The following is a 22,702-nucleotide window of genomic DNA, read 5'->3' on the forward strand; positions in this document are numbered from 1 at the left end:
AGCGCGGCATCGGTGCGTAGAATTCCTGGCTTTCCCTTGTAGGAGCTTGTCCGATGACTGAACGGCATTGGGTCGCGGCGGCGGCGTTCAACCTCTTGGTGGCCGTGGCGGCCGGTGCATTCGGCGCGCATGGGCTGAAGGCGGTGCTCACGCCGGCGGTGCTGGCCATCTGGCAGACCGCGGTCACCTACCAGATGGTGCACGGGCTGGGCCTGTTGGCCGTGGCGCTGCTGATGCCGCATTGGCCAGGGCGCACGCTGGGCTGGGTGGCCGCAGCGATGCTGGTGGGCATGCTGCTGTTCTGCGGCAGCCTGTATCTGCTGGCGCTGTCCGGCATCCGGGTGCTGGGTGCGATCACGCCGCTGGGCGGCGTCGCCTTCCTGCTGGCCTGGGCATTGCTCGGCTGGCGCGCCCTGCGTTAGCGCGCAGACCGGGGTTTGGCGGGCGCGCCGGGCTGGTGTCAGCCGGTATGGCGGCCGCCTGGAATGCGTGCTTGCGTCCGCATGGGCTGCCGATGGGCCTGACCTTGCAGTATGCTGCCGCCATTTCGCGCTGCGCGGTCAACAGATCGATCCGGCCCGCCATGGCAAGGCCGGCCAAGGAGTTACGGTGAGCACGCTCCATTCCAATGCCCTCGATGGCAGGGTGATTCTGAACGCCGAGCGCTTGAAGGCGCTGAGAAAACAGCATGGGCTGAGCCAGGAGGCGCTGGCGCAGCGGTGCTTCGAACAGCGCCTGTGCGTGGCCATTGCTTCGATCAAGCGTGCCGAGGCGGGCAAGCCGGTGCTGTACCGCACCGCGCGCCATCTGGCGACCTTGTTCGAATGCGAACTGGGCGCGTTGGTGCACCATAGCGAAGCAACGGCGGCGGCACCGGCCGGGCAGGCAGCGGACATCGTGGCCGAAGCACCGCGCGTGGTGATCGAGCTGGCGTTGCACGGCGCACTGCCGGCCGAAACAGCAGCGTTGCAGGCCATGGTGCAGGCGTTCGGCGGCATGCCCGCCGACGGGAGTGGCGGGTGGCGTGCACTGTTCGGCGTACCGCGTGCCTATCGCAGCGACGCGCAGCGTGCGCTGCAATGCGCCATCGCGCTGGCCGACGCGTTGGCGGCGCGGCGCATGGCGTGCACCCTGGCGCTGCGTACCGGCCAGTGGCCTGATCCGGACACGCAGATCCCGCTGCCCGAAGCCCCGGGCGAGATCCTGGTCAGCACCGGCCTGACGCACCAGTTGGCAGCGTCCCATGCCTTCGTGCCATGGGGCGATGGCGACTTCCGCCGGCTGGACATGACAGTGCCTGCCGGCCAGGGCGGCGGGCATGCCCTGATCGGGCGCGATGCCGAGCTGAAGCAGCTGCGGCTGCTGCTGGAGACCACGGTGGCCGACCAGGCCGGCCAGGTGCTGTATATCCGGGGCATGGCCGGGATAGGCAAATCGCGGCTGATGGCCGAGCTCGCGGACATGGCGCAACAGGGGCAACTGGTCTGCCATCCGGTCGTGGTGCTCGATTTCGGCGGCGGCAGCGACCAGGGGGCGCTGGCGCAACTCGCCCGCAGCCTGCTCGGTGTGGCGCCGGGCAGCCAGGGCGACGCGCTGGCCGCCGCACTGGCGCGCGAAGCCGGGCCGGATGACCAGACCAAGGCCATGGCGCTGCACGCGTTGCTGGGGCTGCCGCAGCCGCCGCTGCTGGCACCGCTCTATGCCGCGATGACCAGTGCCGCACGGCTGCAATGCCAGGTGGATACCTTGAGCACCTTGCTGCTGCGCCAGGCCCTGCGCCAGCCGCTGCTGGTCTCGATCGAGGATGTGCACTGGGCTGACGCGGCATTGTTCACCGGCCTGGGCGCGATCATGCAGGCGGTGCGTGAGGCACCGGTGATCTGGGCACTCAGTTCGCGTTTCGAGCAGGACCCGCTCGACGGCCTGCTGCGCCCCTATCTGGCCGAGCTGCCGTTGACCATCCTGGACCTTGCGCCGCTGCGCGGCCCGGCGGCGGCGTCGCTTGCCGCGCAGTTCGTACAGGTGGACCCGGGCTATCGCGAGCAATGCGTGGTGCGCGCCCAGGGCAACCCCTTGTTCCTGACCCAGCTGCTGCTGGCCGGGCGCGGCGGGGCGCTGCCCGACAGCCTGCGGCATCTGGTCCAGGCCAAGCTCGACCAGCTCAGCGCGCGTGATCGCAATGCGCTCAAGCTCGCCGCCGCCATTGGGCAGCGCTTTTCGCTGGCGCAGCTGCGCGAGCTGCTCGATGCGCCCGACTACGAGCCGGTGCTGCCGCAGCGCCACTATCTGGTCCGGCCGGCCGATGCGCAGGGCGGCTGGATGTTCGTGCACGACCTGATCCTGCAGGAGATCTATTCGGGGATCGCGCCGGCGCAGCGCCAGCATCTGCACCTGCGCCTGGCCGCGCACTACGCCGGGCGCGACGAGGCGCTGTGCGCGCAGCATCTGCACAAGGCCCGCTCGGACGAGGCACCGGCAAGCTATCTGCGGGCAATCCGCGCCGGTATCGCCCGCTATGACTATCCGCAGGCGCTGGCACTGGCCGAGCAGTGCCGCGCCATCGATTTCGCGCCGGTCGACGAGTACACGCTGGACCTGTTGTGGGGCCTTGCCGCCGAGAAGAGCGCGCAGACCCAGCTGGCGCGCGCGCATTACGAAGCGGCGCTGGCCCGGGCCGGTGACGTGGCGGCACGCCTGCCGGCTGCGCTGGGGCTGGCGCGCATGCTCAATGTGCTCGAAGCGCTGCCTGCCGAGGAAGCGCTGCTGGATGGACTGCTGCCGCAGGCGGCCGCTGCCGGCGATGAAGCGGCGTTGGCCCATATCCACTACCTGAAAGGCAATCTGAGTTTTCCGCGCGGCGAGGTGGAGCGCTGCCGTCAACATCATGAACAGGCGCTGCGCCACGCCCGGGCGGCCGGTGCCGTCGATATGCAGGTGCGGGCGTTGGGCGGGCTGGGGGACGCGCATTACGTGGCCGGGCGCATGGGCACGGCACAGCGCGCATTCGCGGAATGTCTGGCGCTGTGCGAGGCGCACGGCCTTGCCGATATCGAGGCCAGCAACCGCTTCATGCTGGCCACCACCCGGCTGTACGGCAACGAGACCGAGGCGGCGTTGGCCGATGCGCTTGCGTCGGCACAGCTGGGATGCCGGGTCGGCAACCGGCGTGCCGAGATCGTTTCGCGCTTGACCGCTGGCTGGCTATGGCTGTCGCTGGAGCAGGCCGCCGCCGCCGCCGAGGAGGTCGGGCTGGCGCTGACGTTGGCACGCAGCATGGGCGCGGCGCGTTTCGAAGCCTTCCTGCTGGAAAGCCAGGCGCGGATTGCGCTGCTGCAGGGCGATGCCGAGGCGGCGCGGCAGGCGATCGGCGCGGCCTGGGCGCTGGTCGAACGGCAGGGGCTGCAGCATTTCATCGGCCCCTGGGTACTGGGCACGCTGGCCGTGCTGACACCCGATGCCGCGCCGCGCGCCGCGGCGCTCGAAATGGCCGGGCAACTGCTCACGCAACGCTGTGTCGGCCACAACCATTACCGCGGCCGCGTCGCGGCGGCCGAGGCATGCCTGTTGTACGGTGAGACGGAGGCAGCCCGCCATCATGCTGCGCAACTGCTGGCGTTCACCGCACCCGAGCCGTGCGCGTGGGCTGACCATCATGCCGCGCTGATCACAGCCTGCGCCGATTGGCTGGACCGGCCCGATGCCGCGCACCGGACCGTGCTGGCACAGCAGGTGGCGCTAGGGCGCGCCGCCGGGCTTGCCGGGGTGATGACCGCGTTGACGGCGCGCGGCTGGTTGCTGTGACGGCAGCACCTCAACCGGCGATGTGCTGACCCGGCAGCACCCAGGCGGCCAGCTGCAGCGATTGCTCCAGGCATTGCTCGTGCAGGCCGGCGCCGTGTGTCCAGCCGCCACCGAACAGCAGCGGATAGGGCGGACGCCTGCCGGCGACGACGGCGCCTGCCATCTCGCCGTTGAACTGTGCGATCCGTTGCTGTGCCTCGATGCAGTGCGCATCCAGCACGTTGTGCTTGAACACCGTCCAGGCCTTGTCGTGCAGCTCGGGTGGTACTGCCGCCAGCAGATGGCGATAGCCGCCGTCGGTCGGAACGCCGCCAAGTGCATCACGTGTGGCGCGCGGCAGCGCATCCAGGAGCGGCGGCGCGATGCGCGCCGCCTGCTGCACCCGGTCCAGCATCGCCTGACGCGGAATACGGTTCAGATCGTCGGTCAGTGAAACGAAGTATTGCGGCAGCCCGGCATGGTCGTAGCCCGGATTGAGCGGATCGTTCTGGTGCAGGTTGACCACGTAGTGGATCTGATACGGGAAGAACGTATCGCCCACGGCGCGCACCGGGATATTGTAGGTGCGCCAGATGCTGCGGTTGTCCGGCAGGCAATTGGCATCGGTGTGGCAGACCGCGTAGCTGGTGGTATAGCGCACCATGGCCAGCGTCTCGTCGACCGCGTCCGCAAGGCCGGGCAGCCGTGCCTGCCAGCGCAGCACCTCGCGCGCATCATCGGCATGGGTGGCCAGGATGCACCAGTCCACCGCGACCGGCGCCTCGCCGGCCACCTGCAGCACCGCCTGCTGTGCCGACAGCGTCACCGTGACGTGCGCCTGCGTACGGATGCGCACGCTGACCTGGGCGTCCGAATGCGCGACCAGCCAGTCCGCCAGGTGTTCAAGCCAGGTCTGCGAGCCGTGGTCGAAATAGCGCCGGTCCGGTGCGCCGTCACCGCCTTCCTGGATGCGGTAGTAGTTGAACGGCGCCTGCAGCGGCATGGTGTGCGGGCCGCGGTCGTCGGTGAAGTACATGGCCGAGATGCGTGGGTAGTAGATGGCATCGCGTACCTGCGCCAGTCGCTGCGGCAGCGCGGGGTCGGTCCAGTCGATCGCGATGCCGGTCTCCTCGGCGGCGCGGTGCAGCATGCCGCGCGGATCGTCGATGCAGTCCTGGAAATAGCGGCCCACGGTATAGTCCAGCGGCAGCGAAGGATCGGCCACCAGATCGAGTGCGGCGCGGTGCACCACCTGGATCAGCGGCGCCAGCAGGCCCTGGTCTGCCAGCTGCAGGTTGAAGCGCGGGTCGGAGACGCCGTACTGCATCTCGGTATCGTCGGTCAGTGCGACGCGCCCGTCGCCGGACCAATAGCTCTCGGTGTTCTGCAGTGGCTTGAGCTGCTGCAGATAGCCCACGTCGGCCATCATCGTACGCAGCAGCTTGTATGCGGTCAGGTTGACATCATTGACGCCAAGGTCCGCCCAGCGCAGGTAGGCGGTGCCCGGGGTCTTGTCGCCATAGCGCGTGCCAAGGTCGACCACCACCGTCTCGGCGTTGCCGCCCAACGTGCGCTTGCGCTCGTAGATGGTGATCGCCACCGCCTGCCCCTGTGCGCGGGCGCGCTGCATCAGGTAGTAGGCACACGACAGCCCGGAAATACCCCCGCCGATCACGGCGATCTGTTGTTGGGTCTGCGACATCCGTTTCTCCTTGCGATGGTCCGGCACCGGCCGGGCCCGGTCGTGCCGATGATTGGCGAGCCTGCCGGCTGCCGCAAGGTGGCGACGAAGGTTGATCCCGAACTGATCCGAAGCCATCGCCGATTTGCCAGCGGGCGTGGATTGCTGTAGCGTGCGCAGGCCAAATCAGATCGGTGCATGTGATCTTCAAGTTTACTGTTGCGCTTCCAAAAGCCTGTTCGCTTTCCCAAAGTATCAACCGCCAAGCTGCTGCTCCCGACACTGAATGCCTACATCCGCATCGGATGGATTTTTTCGGGAGCACTTCAATTGCCGTCCGCTTTTCATTACCAGTTCGAGATCGAAACCCGCCCGTCGTTGCTGGGCGCCACCGTTGACGGCTGGTACCAGATCGTCCGCTGCACGCGGCAGGCCCGCATCCCCGTCACCGACTGGGTGCGCAGCCAACCCGCCGAGACGGTCAGGCTTGCGCTCGATAGCGCCAGCCATCAGGCATTGCGGCATATCGCAGCGCTGGATGTCGTGGTGGCATGAGTGCCACATCGCCCGGCGTCGCCGTGGCAGCCGTTTCGATTCATTCGATTTAATTATTCCAAATCAATAGGAAAGACCGATGTCCAAAGAAGACCTGGTGGAAATGGAAGGGTTGATTGCCGAAGTCCTGCCCGATTCGCGTTTTCGGGTGAAGTTGACCAACGGCGTTGAAATCGCCGCCTATGCATCCGGCCGGGTGCGCAAGAACCATATCCGCATCCTGGAAGGGGACCGCGTCACGGTGGAAATCTCGCCCTACGATCTGACCAAGGGCAGGATCAGCTTCCGGCACAAGGACGAGCGCCCGGGCGCCGCGCCCGCCCGTCCCAACAACCAGTTCCGCCGCCGCTAGTCCGTATCGACATTCAAACGCGGGACGCGTTGTTCGAGGCGGGATGACCGCGCATAACGCGGTGCGCCAGCCACCCTTGCTGGCTTCGAGCCGTGCGGCAGATGCCGCTCCGTAGGTCCACCCACAGGGCAGGCAAAGGCCCGGTTGCCGCGTTGCGCCTTGCGGGCGGGATAGCCCCGTGCCGCCGGCCATGCGTTGCCATGAGTCCGGTTGCATCCTTCGCCCCGGGGTTTGAAGAGCGATGCGCCTTTGGCATGGCATCGCCGCCTTGGGAGGCCGGCAGGGGATGGGGTTTGGCGATGATGTAGAACGAACGTACAATCATCGTATCGCCATCCTACGCATGCGGCCCCCTTCATGCGCAAGATCATCCACATCGATTGCGACTGCTTCTACGCCGCCGTTGAAATGCGCGACCGGCCGGCGCTGCGCACTGTACCGCTGGCGGTGGGCGGCGCGGCGGCACGCCGCGGCGTGATCGCCACCTGCAACTATCCCGCACGCGCCTTCGGCGTGCGCTCGGCCATGCCGACCTCGCATGCACTGCGCCTATGCCCCGACCTGGTGCTGGTGCCACCGGACATGGCGCGCTACCGTGCCGCCTCGCACGCCGTACACCGGATCTTCGCCGACTACACCACGCTGATCGAACCGCTGTCATTGGATGAAGCGTATCTGGACGTGACCGATGCCACCGCCTGTCGGGGCAGCGCCACACTGATCGCGCAAGAGATCAGACAGCGCATCCGGACCGAGGTGGGCATCACCGCCAGCGCCGGGGTGGCCGGCAACAAACTGATTGCCAAGATCGCCAGTGACTGGCACAAGCCCGATGGGCAGATGGTGGTGACGCCCGACGCGGTTGCCGACTTCATCCGCCCATTGCCGGTGGCGAAACTGTGGGGGGTGGGCAAGGTGACCGCAGCCCGCCTGGAACGGCTGGGCGTGCGTACCTGCGATGAGCTGCAGCGCTGGCCGCGCGAAACGCTGATCAGCCGCTTCGGCAAGCTGGGGGCATCGCTTTACCAGCAGTGCCGGGGCGAGGATGCCCGGCCGGTGCGGGCGGAGCGGCAACGCAAATCGCTGTCGGTGGAACAGACCTATCCACGTGATCTGAGCGACCTGGGCGCATGCATCGGTCGGTTGCCCGAGCTGTGGCGCGATTTCGAACAGCGCTACCTGCGCGCGGCAGCGAACGAGCCGGCCCACAAGGCATTCGTGAAGATCAAGTTCCACGACTTTGCCCAGACCACGATGGAATGCCTGTGCGTGACGCCTACACCGGCAGTGTTCGAACGGCTGCTGGCCGAGGCGTGGCAGCGCGGTGCACGGCCGGTGCGCCTGCTTGGGATCGGCATCCGCTTCCCCGAAACAGCATCGCACGCCGTCTCGCTGCCGCTGTGGGAGACCCAGGCTGCCGCCTGATCCGACGGGGACGGCGCCAATGTAGCTTTTACCTCAAGCCCCGCAGATTTTACCGGGTTCGCAGGTGGCTCCGGCATATGGCAGGGGTCGCTGCGTCGCACAGTGATCCGTATATGGCGGGGGGCTGGCCGGTCATGGCATGGGCACGGGCATTGCGAGATGCAGCAGCATCGTCATGTCCTCTGGAGTGCTGCCATGCGCCCTTCGATCCTGATTGCCGGCCTGGCACTGGTGCTGTCGACCATCGCCTTGTCGCCGGCGGCGCCGCAGTCCCCGACTGCACCACCGCTTCGCCCCAGCCCACCGCCCCTGTTGACGCCACCGCGCTACCCCAACCCGCCCACCATGCCCGAGCGGCGCCCACCGCCGTTGACCCCATTGCCAACGTTGGACGTGCGCCCAGGTATTGCTGGCCAGGGTACTTAGCCCCGCTGGCGAAATCCGGTGCAGCAGGGCTGGCAGGCAGCCCGGGGACGTATCGAACGTCGCGCGGCGGAGGTATTTGGGCCGCAGGCACGAGGGCATGACAGGTGAGTGCCCGTCTTCGTCGTCGTGCTGCCGTCACGGTGCCTGAGGCGCACGCTATCCGGAAAGGCTAGGCGCTGCCCATACCGGCAGCGGACGCCGACAGTGGCCGCGCTGCAGCCGGATGCTCAGTGGCTGCGCCCGTCGTACTGCTGGCGCTGCAATGCGGCCAGGTCGATATCCTCCAGGCAGCGGGCGTTGATGGCGGCCATCTCGTTGCCTTGGGGGTCGGTGCCAAGACCGAAGGGGCCGCAGCCGCACACCGGGCAGAACTGGTGGCGGATGCGGTGGGTGTTGAAGCTATAGCTGGCGATGTGCTCTTCAGGCGTGGTCAGGCGCAGGTGGCTGCGGGGTACGAAGAACAGCAGGTGGCCGCGCCGCTGGCAGATCGAACAGTTGCATTCGATCACCTGGCTGACCGGTTCGCTTTCCACTTCGTAGGCGATGCGGCCGCAATGGCAGCTTCCGTGGTAGAGCATGGGAGACCTCGCTGGGGACATTGGGGGAAAGGCTGATCTGCTACTGCCGCGCGCCACGACGGTTGCCGGGCGGGGGGCCGCTGAAGTTGCTGCGGTAAGGATTGATGTCAAGGCCGCCGCGGCGGGTATAGCGGGCGTAGACCGACAGGCGCAGCGGTCGGCAGGCGCGCAGGATGTCCATGAAGATGCGCTCGACGCATTGTTCGTGGAATTCGTTGTGTTCCCGGAACGAGATCAGATAGCGCAGCAGCGATTCGCGGTTGATCGGCGCACCCACGTAGCGGATCTGCACACTGCCCCAGTCCGGCTGGCCGGTGACCAGACAGTTGGATTTGAGCAGGTTGGATACCAGCGCCTCGTCGACCGGCGCGTCGGCTTCGTCGCAGCGGAGCAGCCCCGGTTGCGGCTGGTAGGTGTCCACCTCGATATCCAGGTTGTCGATGCAGTAGCCGTCCAGCTCGGCCAACCGTTGTTCGGCAAAGCGCTCCGGCAGGGTCAGTGTCACCGCGACCGGAGCGCCCACGGCCTGCGACACATCGTGGCGCAGTCGCCGGACCACTTCATCAGGGCCGTCGATCCGGGTCTGGTTGAAGCTGTTCAGATAGAGCTTGAACGACTTCGATTCGACGATGTGGGGGCTGTCGGCCGGCACGTCGAACGAGGCCAGCGCCACCTGCGGCTTGCCGCGCGCGTTCAGCCACGACAGCTCGTAGGCGTTCCAGATGTCGACGCCCATGAAGGGCAGCGGGGCGGCGACACCGATCTCATCGCGCTTGCCCTGGCGGGCGATCGGAAACAGCAATCCCGGGTCGTATTCGGATTGGTAGGCAACCGCCTTGCCTAACGGAGACAGATCTGCAGAGCTCATGGCCTATCCTATGGCAGCGCCGCATGCGGGACGCGCTTGCAAAGCCTGAATGATACCCGTGCCCGCACCGCGGAACAGCAATCCTGCCGCAGCGGATGCAGCCACCATGGTCGATTGGCGCGCGCCATCCTGCGAGGCGCGGCGGGCGTCACAGCACGAGGTTGTCGTTGGCGTCGAAATGCCAGCCATCTTCGTAGACCACCTCGATGAGATGGCCGTCGTGATCGCGGAAGTAGCCGGCATGGCCCCAGGCAGTGCGGCTGGCGGGCTTGACGATCACGGCGCCCAGCTGCGCCGCCCGTGCCATGATCTGCTGGACTTCCTCGGGCTGGCGCGCCACGTAGGCGAGCGCAAAACCCGGAAAACCGGTGCAGGTCACCGTGTCGGCGCCCGCATCCGCGGCGAAGGCCGCGCGCGGCTGCAATGCCAGGGCGACCCCGCCCAGGTCGAACAGTACGAATTCGTCGTGGCCGGCGCGCGCGCGGCGCCAGCCCAACGCCTCGTAGAACGTGGCAGCGCGTTGCACATCGGCGACGCCGAGCAGGATCAGGTTGAGGCGCTGGCGCATGGTGAGGGGGTTCCGGGCAAGGGGTTTCAACGGTATTTGCGGATCAGCCCGACCATGATGCCGAAGATTTCCAGCCCTTCGCGCGGTCGGATCGGATCGTACGCCGGGTTCCTGGGCAGCAGCAGGTAGCCCTGCTTGTCGCGTGCCAGTTCCTTGAGTGTGTATTCGCCATCGACGATGGCGACGACGACGTCCCCGACCTGGGCGCCGTGGCGCTTCTCGACGACGGCGATGTCGCCATCGTAGATGCCGGCCTCCATCATCGAATCGCCGCGCACCTTGACGAGCAGCGTGCTCGACGGGCGTGGGATCAGGTATTCGTCGATGCTGACCGCCTCGCTCATCGCATCGTTGGCCGCGGCGGGCAGGCCGGCCGGCACGTTGAAATCGGCCAGCTCGCGTTCGAAGAAACGCTTGGTCGGTGCGAGGCGCCGATCAGGGGTGGTTTCGAGAAAGCCTGCCAGCGTCAGGCGCTTGACGAGTGCGGAAACGGCCGACTTGGAGGCCATGCCGAGCAGCTCGCCGATCACGGCGTACGAGGGCAGGCTGCGGTAGTCGGCGTAATAATCCTGCAGCTTGGCCAGATATTCGGGATCGCGATTCGGATTGCCCATGGTGTTCACCTGAAAGGCCGGGGATGCCGGCAGCAGAACATTCGTTCTGCGAGGTTAGCGAACGACTGTTCTGTTGTCAACGCAGCGGCATGGCTTCGGGTAAGATCGCCCTTTGCCTTGCGGACGGCCGTCCTTGCGTATCTATCTTGCCCCGATGGAGGGGCTGCTCGACCATATCCTGCGCGACATGCTGACCCGGCTGGGCGGCGTGGACCTCTGCGTGACCGAATTCGTCCGGGTGTCGGGCACCTTGTTGCCCGAACGCTTCTTCCTGCGTATCGCGCCTGAACTGCGTAACGGCAGCAGGACGCCGGCCGGCGTGCCGGTGCGGGTGCAGTTGCTGGGGTCCGATCCGGTGTGCATGGCTGAGAATGCGGCCCGGCTCGCCACGCTCGGCCCGGCGGGGATCGACCTGAACTTCGGTTGTCCCGCCAAGACGGTGAACCGCCACCGCGGCGGTGCCGTGCTGCTGGACGAGCCGGAGTCGCTGTATCGGATCGCGGCGGCGGTGCGCTGTGCCGTGCCCGCCGGCATGCCGGTCACCGCCAAGATGCGCCTGGGATACGAGGATCGTGCAAAGAAGCTGGCATGCGCCCAGGCCCTGGCGGCGGGCGGGGCCGAGGAACTGGTGGTGCATGCGCGTACCAAGCGTGACGGCTATCGTCCGCCAGCGTATTGGGAGGAACTGCCCGAGATCCGCGAGGCGCTGACGATTCCGGTGATCGCCAATGGCGAGATCTGGTCCGTCGACGATCTGCAGCGCTGTCGCGCCATTTCGGGCTGTGACGACGTGATGCTGGGGCGGGGCATGGTCGCCGATCCGGGCCTGGCCCTTGCTGCCCGCAGCGGCACCGGTGCCGGCTGGGCGGACATCGAACCGTTGCTGCGGCCTTTCTGGGACAAGGTGAAGCCGACTGTGCAGCCCAAGCATCAGGCGGGTCGGCTCAAACAGTGGCTGGCCTACCTGCGGCGCAGCCACCCGCAGGCCGAGGCGCTGTTCCAGCGTATCCGTACGCAGACCGATCCGCGCCTGGTCGAGGCGCTGGTGTTCGATGAGGTGGCCGCCGCGGCGCCCTGCCGGCCGCAGGCGGATATCGGGGCGCTCAGCGTACCGCAGGCTTGAGTTCGAGCGGCGCCAGCAGGTCGAGCTGCCACACGCCGGTGAGCCGCCAGGTTCCCGCAGCGTCGGCCAGTTCCACGCGCCAGCGCGGTTGGGTCAGCGGTACCGCCAGCGTGGCGGTGTAAAGCCGTTCGGTCTCCCGCTTGAGCGCCACCGTCTGGTCCAGGCCGGCGCGGGTCGGGTGCACGACCTTGAGGCGTAGCGCCGCACTGGTGGGCCGGTCCAGCACCACGCGCAGGTCCTTGCCGTTGTCGGCAAGCAGCACCTGCGCGTGCAGTCCCAGCCGGGCGGCTCCGCGGTCGCGGTCCAGTTGTTCGTTGATCGCCTGGCCTTCCTTGTAATAGTCGTCGCTGACCAAGCCGTCATTGCTGGTGATGGCCAGGTAGAGCATGACGATGCCGCCCACGACCGCCAGCGCGGGAATGCTCATCAGGAACCAGGGCCAGGGCGATTTGTACCAGGGTGGGGCAGGGGGGGAGGCAGGCATGGGCTTCACACGATGCCGGCAGCGGCCGGCGGATTGGTCCAAATCGGATTAGAACCCGGGCCCGCCGAAAGTTCGGCAGGCCCGGTGGGGTCAGCGGCTGATGAAGGTGAGCTGCTCTTCGGTGGCGATATCCGGCCGGTCGAGCGCCCGCACCCGCAGGCGTACCGGATGCGTGCCGGGCGTGGCGCTGCCTGGGGGCACCTGCAGCCGCACCCCGACTTCGGCGATGCCGGTGGAGGCCACCTCGATCCGGTTGCCGCCTTCGACCTGCGCGCGCAGCCCTTGCAGGCCGGCGGGTTCGATCACATAGATATGGCTGTGCTCATCGGCGTTCTCGATCTGCAGCCGATAGCTGTTTTCCAGCCACCCGTCATCGGTTTCGCGTACCAGCACTGCGCGGTCACGGGCGATGTTGACCTTCAGCGGCTGGCGCAACGCCAGCGAGACGACCGTCACCGCCAGCACAATGCCGATCAGGATGGCGTACAGCACCACCCGCGGCCGCTTCAGGCGCGACCAGAACGCGGTTTCCGGATACTTGTGCTCCAGCGCGTTCTGGGTGGTGTAGCGGATCAGGCCACGCGGGTAATGCATCTTGTCCATGATCTCGTCACACGCGTCGATGCAGGCGGTACAGCCGATGCATTCATATTGCAGCCCATCGCGGATATCGATGCCCACCGGACAGACCTGCACGCACATCTTGCAGTCGATGCAGTCGCCCTTGCCGGCCGCCTTGTGGTCCTCGCCTTTTTTACGGCTGCCGCGTGGCTCGCCGCGTTCAGCGTCGTAGCTGACGATGAGCGTGTCGGCATCGAACATCACGCTCTGGAAGCGCGCGTACGGGCACATGTATTTGCAGACCTGCTCGCGCATCCAGCCGGCGTTGCCGTAGGTGGCAAAGCCGTAGAACAGGATCCAGAAGGTCTCCCACGGCCCCAGGCCCAGGCTGAACATGGCCTGCCACAGTTCGCGGATCGGGGTGAAGTAACCGACGAAGGTGAAGCCTGTCCACAGCGAGAACACGATCCACACAGTGTGCTTGGCGGTCTTGAGCCCGATCTTGCGCGCGTCGTTCGGCCCGTTGTCGAGCTTGATGCGCTGCATCCGGTCGCCTTCGATCCACTTCTCGGTCCACAGGAAGATCTCGGTGTAGACCGTCTGCGGACAGGCGTAGCCGCACCACAACCGCCCACCGATGGTGGTCCAGGCGAAAAGACCGAGCGCGCAGGCGATCAGGAGGGCGGTGAGGTAGATGAAGTCCTGTGGCAGGAACACCAGGTTCAGGATGTAGAACTTGCGGTTGGCCAGATCGAACAGCAATGCCTGCCGGTCGTTGAAGGTCAACCAGGGCATGCCATAGAAGAAGAGCTGGGTGGCGAGCACGAAGAAGATCCGCCACTTGTTCCAGAAGCCATTGATCCAGCGCGGATAGATTTTCTTGTGCTTGGCGTAGAGCTTGACTTCCTCGTATTCGCCATCCTTGGTCTCGTGGATGACGGTGACGGGAATGTCCTGCAGTTTCTTGGCCATGGGTATCCCTCGCAGAAGACGGGTACAAGCGCATCGGGATAAGACGCGCTTGCGGCAGGCTTCTGCTTCAAGATCGATACGAAAGAGCAGGGCGCAGGGCACGGGGAAGGATCGCTTCCCGGCGCCACCTCACCCTGCCATGGGGTTTATCTGGCCGCGGCTGGGTTCGACAGGCCGTAGACGTAGGCGGCAAGCAGATGGACCTTGGCATCGCCCAGGAAGGCCTGCCAGGCCGGCATCACGTTGTCGCGTCCGTTGGTGATGGTTTCGACGATGGTGGCTTCCGAGCCACCATACAGCCACACGTTGTCGGTCAGGTTGGGCGCACCCATGCTCTGGTTGCCCTTGCCGTCGGCACCGTGACAGGCGATGCACACCTGCTTGAAGGTGGCCTCGCCACGTGCGGCGCGGACCTCGTTGTGTGACCGGCCAGCCAGCTTGAGCACATGATTGGCCACGTCGCGCACCTTTTCCTCGCCGAAGGCCGCGCCGAACGGCGGCATCTGGCCATGGCGACCCTTGTTCAGCGTCTCGACGATCTGCTCGGGTTTGCCGCCGTACAGCCAGTCGCTGTCGGTCAGGTTGGGAAAGCCCTTGGCGCCTTCTGCATTGGTGCCGTGGCACTGGATGCAGTAGGTGTAGAAGAGGCGCTTGCCGATGTCGCGCGCCTCAGGGTTCTGCGCCACCTGGGCGATCGGCATCGCTTGGTACTTGGCGAACACCGGGCCGTATTTCTGATTGGCCTTCTGCACCTCCTGCTGGTGCTGGCCGCCTGACGACCAGTTGCGCAGATTGCCCATCACCACGAGGCCCGGGTAGAACGCCAGGTACACCACCGAAAACACGATGGTGGCGTAGAACAGCACGATCCACCAACCGGGCAGTGGATTGCTGTATTCCTCCAGGTCTTCGTCCCAGACATGGCCCGTGACCTTGGCCTCCTCGCCCTTCTTCAGCCTGACCGTGGTCTGGCTCTTGACGAGGTACCCCAGCCAGATCATCGACACGATGACGACGACGGCGATGAAGACGCCCCAGAAACCGCTTGTGAAATCCGTCATTTTGTTCTCAACTCCGCATGGGCTCAGGACTGCTTGTCGCCTGAATCGGGCTTGTCGTCATCGAGGAAGGGCAGTTGCGCCGCTTCGTCCATGCCTTTCCTGGCGCGGCTGCTGTAGGCCCAGATGCAGATGCCCACGAAGCAGACAAAGGCCAGCACGGTGACGAGCGCCCGGAGCAGGGTTTGCAGGTCCATGGCCGATTACCTTTTGTCCTTGAGTGCCAAGCCCAGCCCTTGCAGGTACGCGATCATCGCGTCCATTTCGGTCTTGCCCGCGACGGCCCTCGGCGCATCGGCGATCTCGCCGTCGCTGTAGGGCACGCCCAGCTTGCGCAGCGCGATCATCTTGGCCGGCAGTGACTCGGCGTCGACGGGACGGGCCGCCAGCCACGGGAACGGCGGCATGATGGATTCGGGCACCACATCCTGCGGACGGATCAGGTGGGCACGATGCCATTCGTCCGAGTAGCGGCCGCCCACACGCGCCAGATCAGGCCCGGTGCGCTTGGAGCCCCATTGGAACGGGTGGTCGTACACCGATTCGCCGGCCACCGAATAGTGGCCGTAGCGCTCGGTTTCTGCCCGGAACGGCCGGATCATCTGCGAGTGGCAGTTGTAGCAGCCTTCACGGATGTAGATGTCGCGCCCTGCCAGCTGCAGCGCCGTGTATGGCTTGACTCCGGCGATCGGCTTGGTGACCGATTTGGAGAACATCAGCGGCAGGATTTCCACGAGCATGGCCACGCTGATGACGAGCAGCGTGAGCACCACCAGCCAGCCCACTTTTTCTTCGATCAGTTTCTGAATCTTGTTCATTGCGGTGTCTTCTAGTCAGGACCGGGCATCAGGCGTGGGCGAGCACCGGCGGGATCTCGGCGTTGACCGGCTTGCCGGCCATGGCGGTGCGGATCACGTTGTACAGCATCAGCACCATGCCCGAGAGGAACATGAAGCCGCCAAGGAAACGGATGAAGAAGTACGGATGGCTGGCCTTGACCGCGTCGATGAAGGCATAGGTCAGCGTGCCGTCCGGGTTCACCGCGCGCCACATCAGGCCTTGCGTCACCCCGGCGATCCACATCGAGGCGATGTAGAGCACGGTACCGATGGTCGCGATCCAGAAATGCGCCTCGATCAGCCGTATCGAATACATCTGCTCACGGTTGAACAGCCGCGGCACCAGGTAGTAGATCGAGCCGATGGTGATCATCGCCACCCAGCCCAGCGCGCCCGAGTGCACGTGGCCGATGGTCCAGTCGGTGAAGTGCGACAGCGCGTTCACCGTCTTGATCGACATCATCGGACCTTCGAAGGTCGACATGCCGTAGAACGACAGCGCCGTGACCAGGAACTTCAGGATCGGATCGGTGCGCAGCTTATGCCAGGCGCCCGACAGCGTCATGATGCCGTTGATCATGCCGCCCCAGGACGGCGCCAGCAGGATCAGCGAGAACACCATGCCCAGCGACTGGGTCCAGTCCGGCAGCGCGGTGTAGTGCAGATGGTGCGGGCCGGCCCACATGTAGGTGAAGATCAGCGCCCAGAAGTGCACCACCGACAGCCGATACGAGTAGACCGGGCGATTGGCCTGCTTGGGCACGAAGTAGTACATCATCCCCAGGAAGCCCGCGGTCAGGAAGAAGCCGACCGCATTGTGGCCGTACCACCACTGCACCATGGCATCCACCGCGCCCGAATAGGCCGAGTAGCTCTTCCACATCGAGACCGGCATTTCCATGCTGTTGACGATGTGCAGCAGGGCCACGGCCAGGATGAAGGCACCGTAGAACCAGTTGGCCACGTAGATATGCTTGACTTTGCGCTTGGCGATGGTGCCAAAGAACACCACGGCATAGGCCACCCAGACGAGGGTGATTAGGATGTCGATCGGCCATTCGAGCTCGGCGTACTCCTTGCCGCTGGTGAAGCCGAGCGGCAAGGTGATCGCGGCCAGCACGATGACCGCCTGCCAGCCCCAGAACACGAAGGCGGACAGGCCGTCGGAGATCAGACGCACGTTACAGGTGCGCTGCACCACGTAAAGCGAGGTGGCCATCAGACCGCAGCCGCCGAACGCGAAGATCACGGCATTGGTATGCAATGGACGCAGGCGCCCGAAGTGGAAGTAGGGCCCGACATTCAGATCAGGCCAGACCATCTGGGCGGCGATTACCACCCCGACCAGCATGCCGACAATGCCCCAGACCACGGTCATAAAGGCGAATTGCCGTACCACCTTGTAATTGTATGTGGCTTGGTTTTCCATGAAATGCTCCGAAAGGATCTCCAGAAACAGCGAAAGGCGAAATCGGTGGATGCGTTTGCGGTCGGGCGTGGACGACTGGCCGGGGCCAGTGTTGGACTTATGACTGTGGAGCCTGCAACTGCGGCATCGTGCTGTTGGGCGAGGACTATTTCATACCGCGAATGCGGTATCTTTGACTTGGGTCAAAAGACTCGGCGAACAGGCGCATTTTACCGTGGAGGACGCCGCCCGTCAGGTGTTTTTTTCATCTTCAGCCGTGTTTTCATTGACTTCGCTGTTTATGTCTTCGTCATGAAGGACGCGGTGTGCAGGCCCATCCAGGTCATCGAACTGACCACTTTTGACTGCCCACCAGAAAAGGCCGCCGATGCAGAAAGCCAGCAGGACGGACAGGGGGATCAACAGGTAGAGGCTTTCCATGGCAAGGCTCCTGAAATCGCTGGTCCGGTTTATCTGGTCGCCGGGAGGGATGACAGCCGCAATGCATTGCCGACCACGATAAGCGAACTGGCGGCCATCCCCACGCTGGCAAGCCACGGCGTGACCAGACCGGCCATCGCCAGCGGCAGCGCGATCAGGTTGTACCCCAGGGCCCAGCCCAGGTTCTGCCGGATCACCCGACGGGTCTTGCGGGCACAGGCGTGCGCTGCAGCCAGTTCGCAAAGACGGTTGTCATACAGCACTGCATCGCCTGCGGCCTGTGCCACGTCGGTGGCCGCCCCCATTGCAATGGAGACATCGGCTGCAGCCAGCACCGGCGCATCGTTGACGCCATCGCCCACCATCAGCACCCGTGCCCCCTCTGCCTGCAGTGCCTTCAGGTAGGCCAGTTTGTCCTCCGGCCTTGCCGCGGGCCGGACCGCAAGGATGCCAAGCATCCCCGCCGCTTGATGCACCGCGGCCGCGTGGTCACCGCTGAGCAGGTGGATCCGCAGGCCGTTGCGCTGCAGTGCATTCACCGCGCTTGCGGCATCCTCGCGCAGCGTATCGGCCAGTTCGAAGGTGGCGATCCAGCCCTGTTCGTCGGCAAGCGCGACCTGGGTGGCATCCGAACGCGGCATGGGCGCCGGGTGGCCGGTCTGCGCCGCAACGAAGGCCGGTGCGCCGATCGCGTAGTGCACGGCATTGATCGTACCGGTCAGGCCGCCGCCGGGATGATTGACCAGCGCATGGGCGGTCAACGGCGTGTCGGCCTGCAGCGCCCGCGCGAGCGGGTGTTCCGACTGCGCTTCGAGCGCCGCGGCAAGCTGCCGGGCCTGCTCCGGTGTGCCGCGATGTGCCTCGATATGCAGCAGGCGCGGTAGGCCCAGCGTGAGGGTGCCGGTCTTGTCGAAGACCACGTCGGTGACCGTGGCCAGCGTTTCGAGCACATGACCGCGCGTGATCAGCACACCACGACGCGCGAGCGCCCCGGTGGCTGCGGTCAGCGCCGCCGGCGTTGCCAGTGACAGCGCACATGGGCAGGAGATGACCAGCACGGCCACGGTGATGGGCAAGGCGTGTGCCGGATCGTGCTGCTGCCAGAACCACCAGGTGCCGAGCGCCGCCAGCAGCAGCCCGGCCACGAACCAGCCGGCCACCCGGTCGGCAATCAGCGCCATCCGTGGTTTTTCAGCCAGCGCGCGGTCCAGCAGGCGTACGATGCCGGCGAGCCGCGTGTCCTCGCCCACCTGGGTGACGCGGGCGATCAGCGGCGAGTCGCGGTTGACCGTGCCGGCGATCAGCGTCGCACCCACTGTCTTGGCGATCGGACGGCTTTCGCCGGTGAGCAGGGCTTCGTCCACGTCGGCCTGGCCCTCCAGCACCTGCGCGTCGGCGGGCACCGTCTCGCCGGGTTTGATCAACAGCACGTCGCCCACCGCCAGGTGCGCGACGGCCGCCTCACTCGGGGTACGATCCGCGGGCCAGTTGGACAATCGGTGGGCGAATGCCGGCAGCAGTTTCACCAGCCGCTCCAGCGCCGCGCCGGCCTTCTGCCGGGCGCGGCTTTCCAGGTAGCGCCCGGCCAGCAGCAGGAACACGAACATCGAGACCGAGTCGAAATACACTTCGCCGTGTCCGGTCAACAGTGCATATACGCTGGCGCAGAAGGCCGAAAGCACGCCGATCGCCACCGGCAGGTCCATGCCGGCACGCCCGCGCTTCAGATCCCGCCAGCTCGACTGATAGAACGGCCAGCTGGAATACAGCACCACCGGCAGTGTCAAGAGCGCGCTGGCCCAGTGCAGCATGGTCAGCCAGATGGGTTCGATCTCGCCGGGCGGTGCCAGATAGATCGGCACCACGAACATCATCACCTGCATCATCGACAGCCCGGCCACCCACAACCGGAACAGCGCCCGTTTGCGGGCCTGCTCCTGCGCGGCTTCCTGCCGCGCCGCATCGTAGGGCTGTGCCCGATAGCCAATGGCGGCGATGGTTTCCAGGATCTGCGACAACGACAGGCGGGCACTGTCCCAGCGTACCCTGGCGCGATGGGTGCTGTAGTTGATCGATACCGCGAGTACGCCCGGCAGCCGCGCCAGCTGGCGCTCGTTGAGCCAGACACAGGCGGCACAGACGATGCCTTCGATCATCAGCGCCGCTTCGCGTTGCTCGCCCTCGATACGGACGAAACCCACCTGCAGTGCCGGGTCGTCGTAGAGCCTGAGCTGCTCGCGCAGTGCATCAGGCAAGGGCTCGGCTCGGTCGGCGGGACGGTCGCGCTGTACGTAATAGTCGCCCAGCCCCGCATCGATGATGCTTTGTGCAACGGCTTGGCAGCCCGCGCAGCAGGCGCCTTCGAGCCGGTTCCGGTAACGGATGTGCAGGGTAAGGCCGGTGGGGATGGGCTCGCCGCAGTGGAAGCACGTCGCGGCCGCGGCGGGTGAAACAGAGGTCATGGCACACCATTTTACGCTTGACGCTGGCGGCCTGCTTGGCGGTTCTGGTCGGTCCTGCGTCAGCATCTGTGGTGGTGCACGGCTGGTGCCGGGCAGGGTTTGGCGTGCAATTGCATGCACTCCGATCGTCGGCTGCCTCGTACCGCTCAATTCCCGCATACCGGGGTAGTGCGGCCAGCTTGAAATATAAGAGAATGATGAAATAAGCATTCATCATCAGAACAGCGACTTTTTCAGGGGGCAGCAGATGGAGAGCGCAAGTCTCGCCACGGTGAATCACCATTATCTGGATCGCGTCGTCCAGGCTGCGCAGCATCGGGAGATCGAAGCGAGCGAGGACATCTATACCGACAGTGGGATCAAGCTGCTGGCCAAGGGCGCACGCATCTCCACTGCCACGCAGGAACGGTTGATCATCCACAAGCTGAAGAAACCGCTGGAATCGTGCCTGACCGTGAGCGATGGCGTGGATGCCGATCACCTGATCAAGGTCGGTCACGCCGTCGTCGAAGCCAACCCGGGCCTGCGGCCCCTGTTCGACGACTTCGGCCTGCTGCCGCGCCTGCGCGACCTGCCGCTCAACGCCGCCGCCGTCAGCATGCTGACGGTCGCCGCGAGCCACAATGAGGCGACGTTGCGCCACTACGTGCTGGTGACCTTGCTCGGCCTCGGACTGGGGCGCCGCCTGCGGCTGACCGAAACCGAACTGGGCGTGATCGCCGCCGCAGGCATCCTGCACGACATCGGCGAGCTGTACATCGACCAGCGGCACCTGGAGCGCGACCGGGTGCTGAGCCCGGAGGACTGGCGCCATGTCTCGGTGCATCCGGTGATCGGGCACAAGCTGGCCCGTGAGGTGTGCGGCATGCCGGCCGAGGTGGCCGAATGCATCCTGCAGCATCATGAACGCGGTGATGGCGGTGGTTATCCGCGTGGCCTGCCAGCGGCCCAACTATCGCGCTGCGGCCGGGTGCTGGCCGCGGCCGAGATGATCGCTTCGCTGGCCGAGGGCGGGCAGTACCCGCTGGAGCGGGCCGAGGTGGCGCTGCGCATCGTGCCCATCGAATACGACCCGGCGCTGGTGTCGGCCGTGTCGCGTGCATTGGGTGAGTGCCGTGCCAATGATTTCCCGTCCGACGAGACCGCTCACCATGTAAGCAGCATGCATGCGTTGCTGCTCAAGATTGCGCGTATTGTCGAGACCCTCAGTGATTTCATGGGGCAGGCCCAGGCGCAGGCTGAGCCGGTACGGCAGTTGCTCGAGCGGGTCGAGGCGCGGTTTACGTTGATCCAACGCGCGTTTTCCAGCACGGGACTCGATCTGTGCTCGGACGAGCGCAAGTTCGATACGCTGATCGGCGAGGCAAGCGGTTGGCTGCAGTTCGAACTCAGCCTGGTGCTGCGCGAGATCCGTTGGCGCCTGCGCGAGCTGGCGCGCGATCTGGCGTTGCGCGCCGCGCTGCAATCGTCCGAGGCGGCCGCCTATTTCCAACCGCTGGTGCAGGTGCTGCACGACGGCTAGATGGCCGCCGTTTTCCGCGGCACATCGATGGAATAGGGCTTCGGGACGGCCGCTGTCGGATCAGGCGAGGCCCTTGGGCAGCGAGAACACCACGTTTTCCTCGATGCCGTCCATCGGCGTGACCGTCTGCGCACCGAGCGACTTGATACGGTCGATCACGCGCTGCACCAGGATGTCCGGTGCCGAGGCACCGGCGGTGATGCCGACCTTGAGGTGGCCGTCGAACCACTCGGGCCGCAATTCGGTTTCGTTGTCGACCATGTAGGAGGCGATGCCGAGGTTGGCGCCGACCTCGCGCAGCCGGTTCGAATTGGAGCTGTTGGGCGAGCCGACCACGATCAAGAGATCGACGTCGCGTGCTAGCTGCTTCACCGCGTCCTGCCGGTTCTGTGTGGCGTAGCAGATGTCGTCCTTCTTCGGGCCGACGATATGCGGAAAGCGAGTGCGCAACGCATCGATCACCACCTGCGCATCGTCGACCGACAGCGTGGTCTGGGTCACGTAGGCGAGCTTTTCCACATCGGCGACGGCAAGGGCGTTGACGTCGTCGGCATCCTCGACCAGATGCATGCCGGCCTGCGACTGGCCCATGGTCCCTTCGACCTCGGGATGGCCCTTGTGGCCGATCATCACGATCTCGAAGCCCTGTTCACGCAGCCGCTTCACTTCCAGGTGCACCTTGGTCACCAGCGGGCAGGTGGCGTCGTACACCGCCAGGCCGCGCGCGGCCGCCTCGGCGCGCACCGCCTGCGATACGCCGTGCGCCGAGAAGATCACGGTGTTGCCGGCCGGCACGTCGGCGAGGTCCTCGATGAAGATGGCGCCCTTGGCTTTCAGATCCTCGATCACGAACTTGTTGTGGACCACTTCGTGCCGTACATAGATCGGTGCACCGAACCGTTCCAATGCCTTCTCGACGATGGCGATGGCGCGGTCGACGCCGGCGCAGAAGCCGCGGGGCTGGGCGAGGATGATGTGCATGTCC

22 protein-coding genes are annotated in these 22,702 nt (G+C 65.8%); 8 read left to right on the top strand and 14 right to left on the bottom strand.

The features are described 5' to 3' along the window. Positions 1-53: 53 nt before the first annotated feature. Positions 54-422, top strand: a complete 369-nt coding sequence (locus N8I74_RS11595; protein WP_263123263.1) for a DUF423 domain-containing protein — start codon at positions 54-56, stop codon at positions 420-422. A gap of 187 nt (positions 423-609) precedes the next feature. Beyond that, positions 610-3,801 (top strand): helix-turn-helix domain-containing protein, encoded by a 3,192-nt coding sequence (locus tag N8I74_RS11600; RefSeq protein ID WP_263123264.1) that lies wholly within the window; start codon positions 610-612, stop codon positions 3,799-3,801. 10 nt (positions 3,802-3,811) lie between these two features. Here N8I74_RS11600 and N8I74_RS11605 read toward each other — a convergent pair whose 3' ends face one another. Next, positions 3,812-5,482 carry an NAD(P)-binding protein gene (locus N8I74_RS11605; RefSeq protein WP_263123265.1) on the bottom strand — a complete coding sequence of 557 codons (1,671 nt, stop codon included), beginning with the start codon at positions 5,480-5,482 and terminating at the stop codon, positions 3,812-3,814. A 198-nt stretch (positions 5,483-5,680) separates the two neighbouring features. Between N8I74_RS11605 and N8I74_RS11610 the strand changes: the two genes are divergently transcribed. The 4 genes from N8I74_RS11610 (at position 5,681) to N8I74_RS11625 (ending at position 8,219) form a co-directional block, all read left to right on the top strand. Next, complete coding sequence (locus tag N8I74_RS11610; protein ID WP_263123266.1) at positions 5,681-6,016, top strand: hypothetical protein; 336 nt, start codon at positions 5,681-5,683, stop codon at positions 6,014-6,016. A 79-nt stretch (positions 6,017-6,095) separates the two neighbouring features. Further along, complete coding sequence (infA, locus tag N8I74_RS11615) at positions 6,096-6,368, top strand: translation initiation factor IF-1 (protein ID WP_263123267.1); 273 nt, start codon at positions 6,096-6,098, stop codon at positions 6,366-6,368. A 357-nt stretch (positions 6,369-6,725) separates the two neighbouring features. Beyond that, positions 6,726-7,793 carry a DNA polymerase IV gene (gene dinB / locus N8I74_RS11620; protein WP_263123268.1) on the top strand — a complete coding sequence of 356 codons (1,068 nt, stop codon included), beginning with the start codon at positions 6,726-6,728 and terminating at the stop codon, positions 7,791-7,793. Positions 7,794-7,988: 195 nt separating this feature from the next. Continuing rightward, the gene (locus N8I74_RS11625; RefSeq protein ID WP_263123269.1) at positions 7,989-8,219 is read left to right on the top strand and encodes a hypothetical protein; all 231 of its coding nucleotides are present in this window, start codon (positions 7,989-7,991) and stop codon (positions 8,217-8,219) included. Between the two features lie 227 nt (positions 8,220-8,446). Here N8I74_RS11625 and N8I74_RS11630 read toward each other — a convergent pair whose 3' ends face one another. From N8I74_RS11630 to N8I74_RS11645, 4 genes are all read right to left on the bottom strand, one after another. Further along, positions 8,447-8,797, bottom strand: coding sequence for a GFA family protein (locus N8I74_RS11630; RefSeq protein ID WP_263123270.1), 351 nt, complete (start codon positions 8,795-8,797; stop codon positions 8,447-8,449). Positions 8,798-8,837: 40 nt separating this feature from the next. Then, positions 8,838-9,665: an NADPH-dependent 7-cyano-7-deazaguanine reductase QueF gene (gene queF, locus N8I74_RS11635; RefSeq protein WP_263123271.1), complete on the bottom strand. Its 828-nt coding sequence runs from the start codon at positions 9,663-9,665 to the stop codon at positions 8,838-8,840. A gap of 148 nt (positions 9,666-9,813) precedes the next feature. Next, positions 9,814-10,233 carry a VOC family protein gene (locus tag N8I74_RS11640; protein ID WP_263123272.1) on the bottom strand — a complete coding sequence of 140 codons (420 nt, stop codon included), beginning with the start codon at positions 10,231-10,233 and terminating at the stop codon, positions 9,814-9,816. Between the two features lie 26 nt (positions 10,234-10,259). After that, complete coding sequence (locus tag N8I74_RS11645) at positions 10,260-10,847, bottom strand: LexA family protein (protein WP_263123273.1); 588 nt, start codon at positions 10,845-10,847, stop codon at positions 10,260-10,262. 133 nt (positions 10,848-10,980) lie between these two features. Between N8I74_RS11645 and N8I74_RS11650 the strand changes: the two genes are divergently transcribed. Then, a complete protein-coding gene (locus N8I74_RS11650) occupies positions 10,981-11,970 on the top strand; it encodes a tRNA dihydrouridine synthase (protein ID WP_263123274.1) in 990 nt (329 codons plus the stop codon). Here the strand turns inward: N8I74_RS11650 and N8I74_RS11655 are convergent. The 8 genes from N8I74_RS11655 to N8I74_RS11690 form a co-directional block, all read right to left on the bottom strand. Next, the gene (locus N8I74_RS11655; RefSeq protein WP_263123275.1) at positions 11,951-12,454 is read right to left on the bottom strand and encodes a FixH family protein; all 504 of its coding nucleotides are present in this window, start codon (positions 12,452-12,454) and stop codon (positions 11,951-11,953) included. The two genes, N8I74_RS11650 and N8I74_RS11655, sit on opposite strands and share 20 nt — an antisense overlap. Positions 12,455-12,544: 90 nt before the next feature. Beyond that, on the bottom strand, positions 12,545-13,987 hold the full coding sequence (ccoG, locus tag N8I74_RS11660) for a cytochrome c oxidase accessory protein CcoG (protein WP_263123276.1): 1,443 nt from the start codon (positions 13,985-13,987) through the stop codon (positions 12,545-12,547). Between the two features lie 146 nt (positions 13,988-14,133). Further along, positions 14,134-15,048, bottom strand: a complete 915-nt coding sequence (ccoP, locus tag N8I74_RS11665) for a cytochrome-c oxidase, cbb3-type subunit III (protein ID WP_263123277.1) — start codon at positions 15,046-15,048, stop codon at positions 14,134-14,136. Positions 15,049-15,071: 23 nt separating this feature from the next. Further along, positions 15,072-15,242, bottom strand: a complete 171-nt coding sequence (locus N8I74_RS11670) for a cbb3-type cytochrome oxidase subunit 3 (RefSeq protein WP_263123278.1) — start codon at positions 15,240-15,242, stop codon at positions 15,072-15,074. A gap of 6 nt (positions 15,243-15,248) precedes the next feature. Continuing rightward, entirely contained in the window at positions 15,249-15,863 is a 615-nt protein-coding gene (gene ccoO, locus N8I74_RS11675; protein WP_263123279.1) for a cytochrome-c oxidase, cbb3-type subunit II, read from the bottom strand. Positions 15,864-15,891: 28 nt separating this feature from the next. Further along, the gene (gene ccoN / locus N8I74_RS11680) at positions 15,892-17,313 is read right to left on the bottom strand and encodes a cytochrome-c oxidase, cbb3-type subunit I (RefSeq protein ID WP_263123280.1); all 1,422 of its coding nucleotides are present in this window, start codon (positions 17,311-17,313) and stop codon (positions 15,892-15,894) included. 231 nt (positions 17,314-17,544) lie between these two features. Next, the gene (ccoS, locus tag N8I74_RS11685) at positions 17,545-17,733 is read right to left on the bottom strand and encodes a cbb3-type cytochrome oxidase assembly protein CcoS (RefSeq protein ID WP_263123281.1); all 189 of its coding nucleotides are present in this window, start codon (positions 17,731-17,733) and stop codon (positions 17,545-17,547) included. 29 nt (positions 17,734-17,762) lie between these two features. After that, positions 17,763-20,195 (bottom strand): heavy metal translocating P-type ATPase, encoded by a 2,433-nt coding sequence (locus N8I74_RS11690; RefSeq protein ID WP_263123282.1) that lies wholly within the window; start codon positions 20,193-20,195, stop codon positions 17,763-17,765. A gap of 247 nt (positions 20,196-20,442) precedes the next feature. On the opposite strand from N8I74_RS11690, the gene N8I74_RS11695 reads away from it, so the two are divergent. Further along, on the top strand, positions 20,443-21,717 hold the full coding sequence (locus tag N8I74_RS11695; protein ID WP_263123283.1) for an HD-GYP domain-containing protein: 1,275 nt from the start codon (positions 20,443-20,445) through the stop codon (positions 21,715-21,717). Between the two features lie 60 nt (positions 21,718-21,777). Here the strand turns inward: N8I74_RS11695 and ispH are convergent, their stop codons facing one another. Next, on the bottom strand, positions 21,778-22,698 hold the full coding sequence (gene ispH / locus N8I74_RS11700; RefSeq protein WP_263123284.1) for a 4-hydroxy-3-methylbut-2-enyl diphosphate reductase: 921 nt from the start codon (positions 22,696-22,698) through the stop codon (positions 21,778-21,780). Positions 22,699-22,702: the final 4 nt, after the last annotated feature.

It is taken from the genome of Chitiniphilus purpureus (assembly GCF_025642115.1).
GTDB classification, from domain to species: domain Bacteria; phylum Pseudomonadota; class Gammaproteobacteria; order Burkholderiales; family Chitinibacteraceae; genus Chitiniphilus; species Chitiniphilus purpureus.

Excerpts from the sequence above, each read along its gene's own strand:
- N8I74_RS11595 (WP_263123263.1), top strand. The coding sequence starts at position 54 with ATGACTGAACGGCATTGGGTCGCGGCGGCGGCGTTCAACCTCTTGGTG.
- N8I74_RS11605 (WP_263123265.1), bottom strand. The coding sequence starts at position 5,482 with ATGTCGCAGACCCAACAACAGATCGCCGTGATCGGCGGGGGTATTTCC.
- infA (WP_263123267.1), top strand. The coding sequence starts at position 6,096 with ATGTCCAAAGAAGACCTGGTGGAAATGGAAGGGTTGATTGCCGAAGTC.
- dinB (WP_263123268.1), top strand. The coding sequence starts at position 6,726 with ATGCGCAAGATCATCCACATCGATTGCGACTGCTTCTACGCCGCCGTT.
- N8I74_RS11625 (WP_263123269.1), top strand. The coding sequence starts at position 7,989 with ATGCGCCCTTCGATCCTGATTGCCGGCCTGGCACTGGTGCTGTCGACC.
- N8I74_RS11630 (WP_263123270.1), bottom strand. The coding sequence starts at position 8,797 with ATGCTCTACCACGGAAGCTGCCATTGCGGCCGCATCGCCTACGAAGTG.
- queF (WP_263123271.1), bottom strand. The coding sequence starts at position 9,665 with ATGAGCTCTGCAGATCTGTCTCCGTTAGGCAAGGCGGTTGCCTACCAA.
- N8I74_RS11640 (WP_263123272.1), bottom strand. The coding sequence starts at position 10,233 with ATGCGCCAGCGCCTCAACCTGATCCTGCTCGGCGTCGCCGATGTGCAA.
- N8I74_RS11645 (WP_263123273.1), bottom strand. The coding sequence starts at position 10,847 with ATGGGCAATCCGAATCGCGATCCCGAATATCTGGCCAAGCTGCAGGAT.
- N8I74_RS11655 (WP_263123275.1), bottom strand. The coding sequence starts at position 12,454 with ATGCCTGCCTCCCCCCCTGCCCCACCCTGGTACAAATCGCCCTGGCCC.
- ccoG (WP_263123276.1), bottom strand. The coding sequence starts at position 13,987 with ATGGCCAAGAAACTGCAGGACATTCCCGTCACCGTCATCCACGAGACC.
- ccoP (WP_263123277.1), bottom strand. The coding sequence starts at position 15,048 with ATGACGGATTTCACAAGCGGTTTCTGGGGCGTCTTCATCGCCGTCGTC.
- N8I74_RS11670 (WP_263123278.1), bottom strand. The coding sequence starts at position 15,242 with ATGGACCTGCAAACCCTGCTCCGGGCGCTCGTCACCGTGCTGGCCTTT.
- ccoO (WP_263123279.1), bottom strand. The coding sequence starts at position 15,863 with ATGAACAAGATTCAGAAACTGATCGAAGAAAAAGTGGGCTGGCTGGTG.
- ccoN (WP_263123280.1), bottom strand. The coding sequence starts at position 17,313 with ATGGAAAACCAAGCCACATACAATTACAAGGTGGTACGGCAATTCGCC.
- ccoS (WP_263123281.1), bottom strand. The coding sequence starts at position 17,733 with ATGGAAAGCCTCTACCTGTTGATCCCCCTGTCCGTCCTGCTGGCTTTC.
- N8I74_RS11690 (WP_263123282.1), bottom strand. The coding sequence starts at position 20,195 with ATGACCTCTGTTTCACCCGCCGCGGCCGCGACGTGCTTCCACTGCGGC.
- N8I74_RS11695 (WP_263123283.1), top strand. The coding sequence starts at position 20,443 with ATGGAGAGCGCAAGTCTCGCCACGGTGAATCACCATTATCTGGATCGC.
- ispH (WP_263123284.1), bottom strand. The coding sequence starts at position 22,698 with ATGCACATCATCCTCGCCCAGCCCCGCGGCTTCTGCGCCGGCGTCGAC.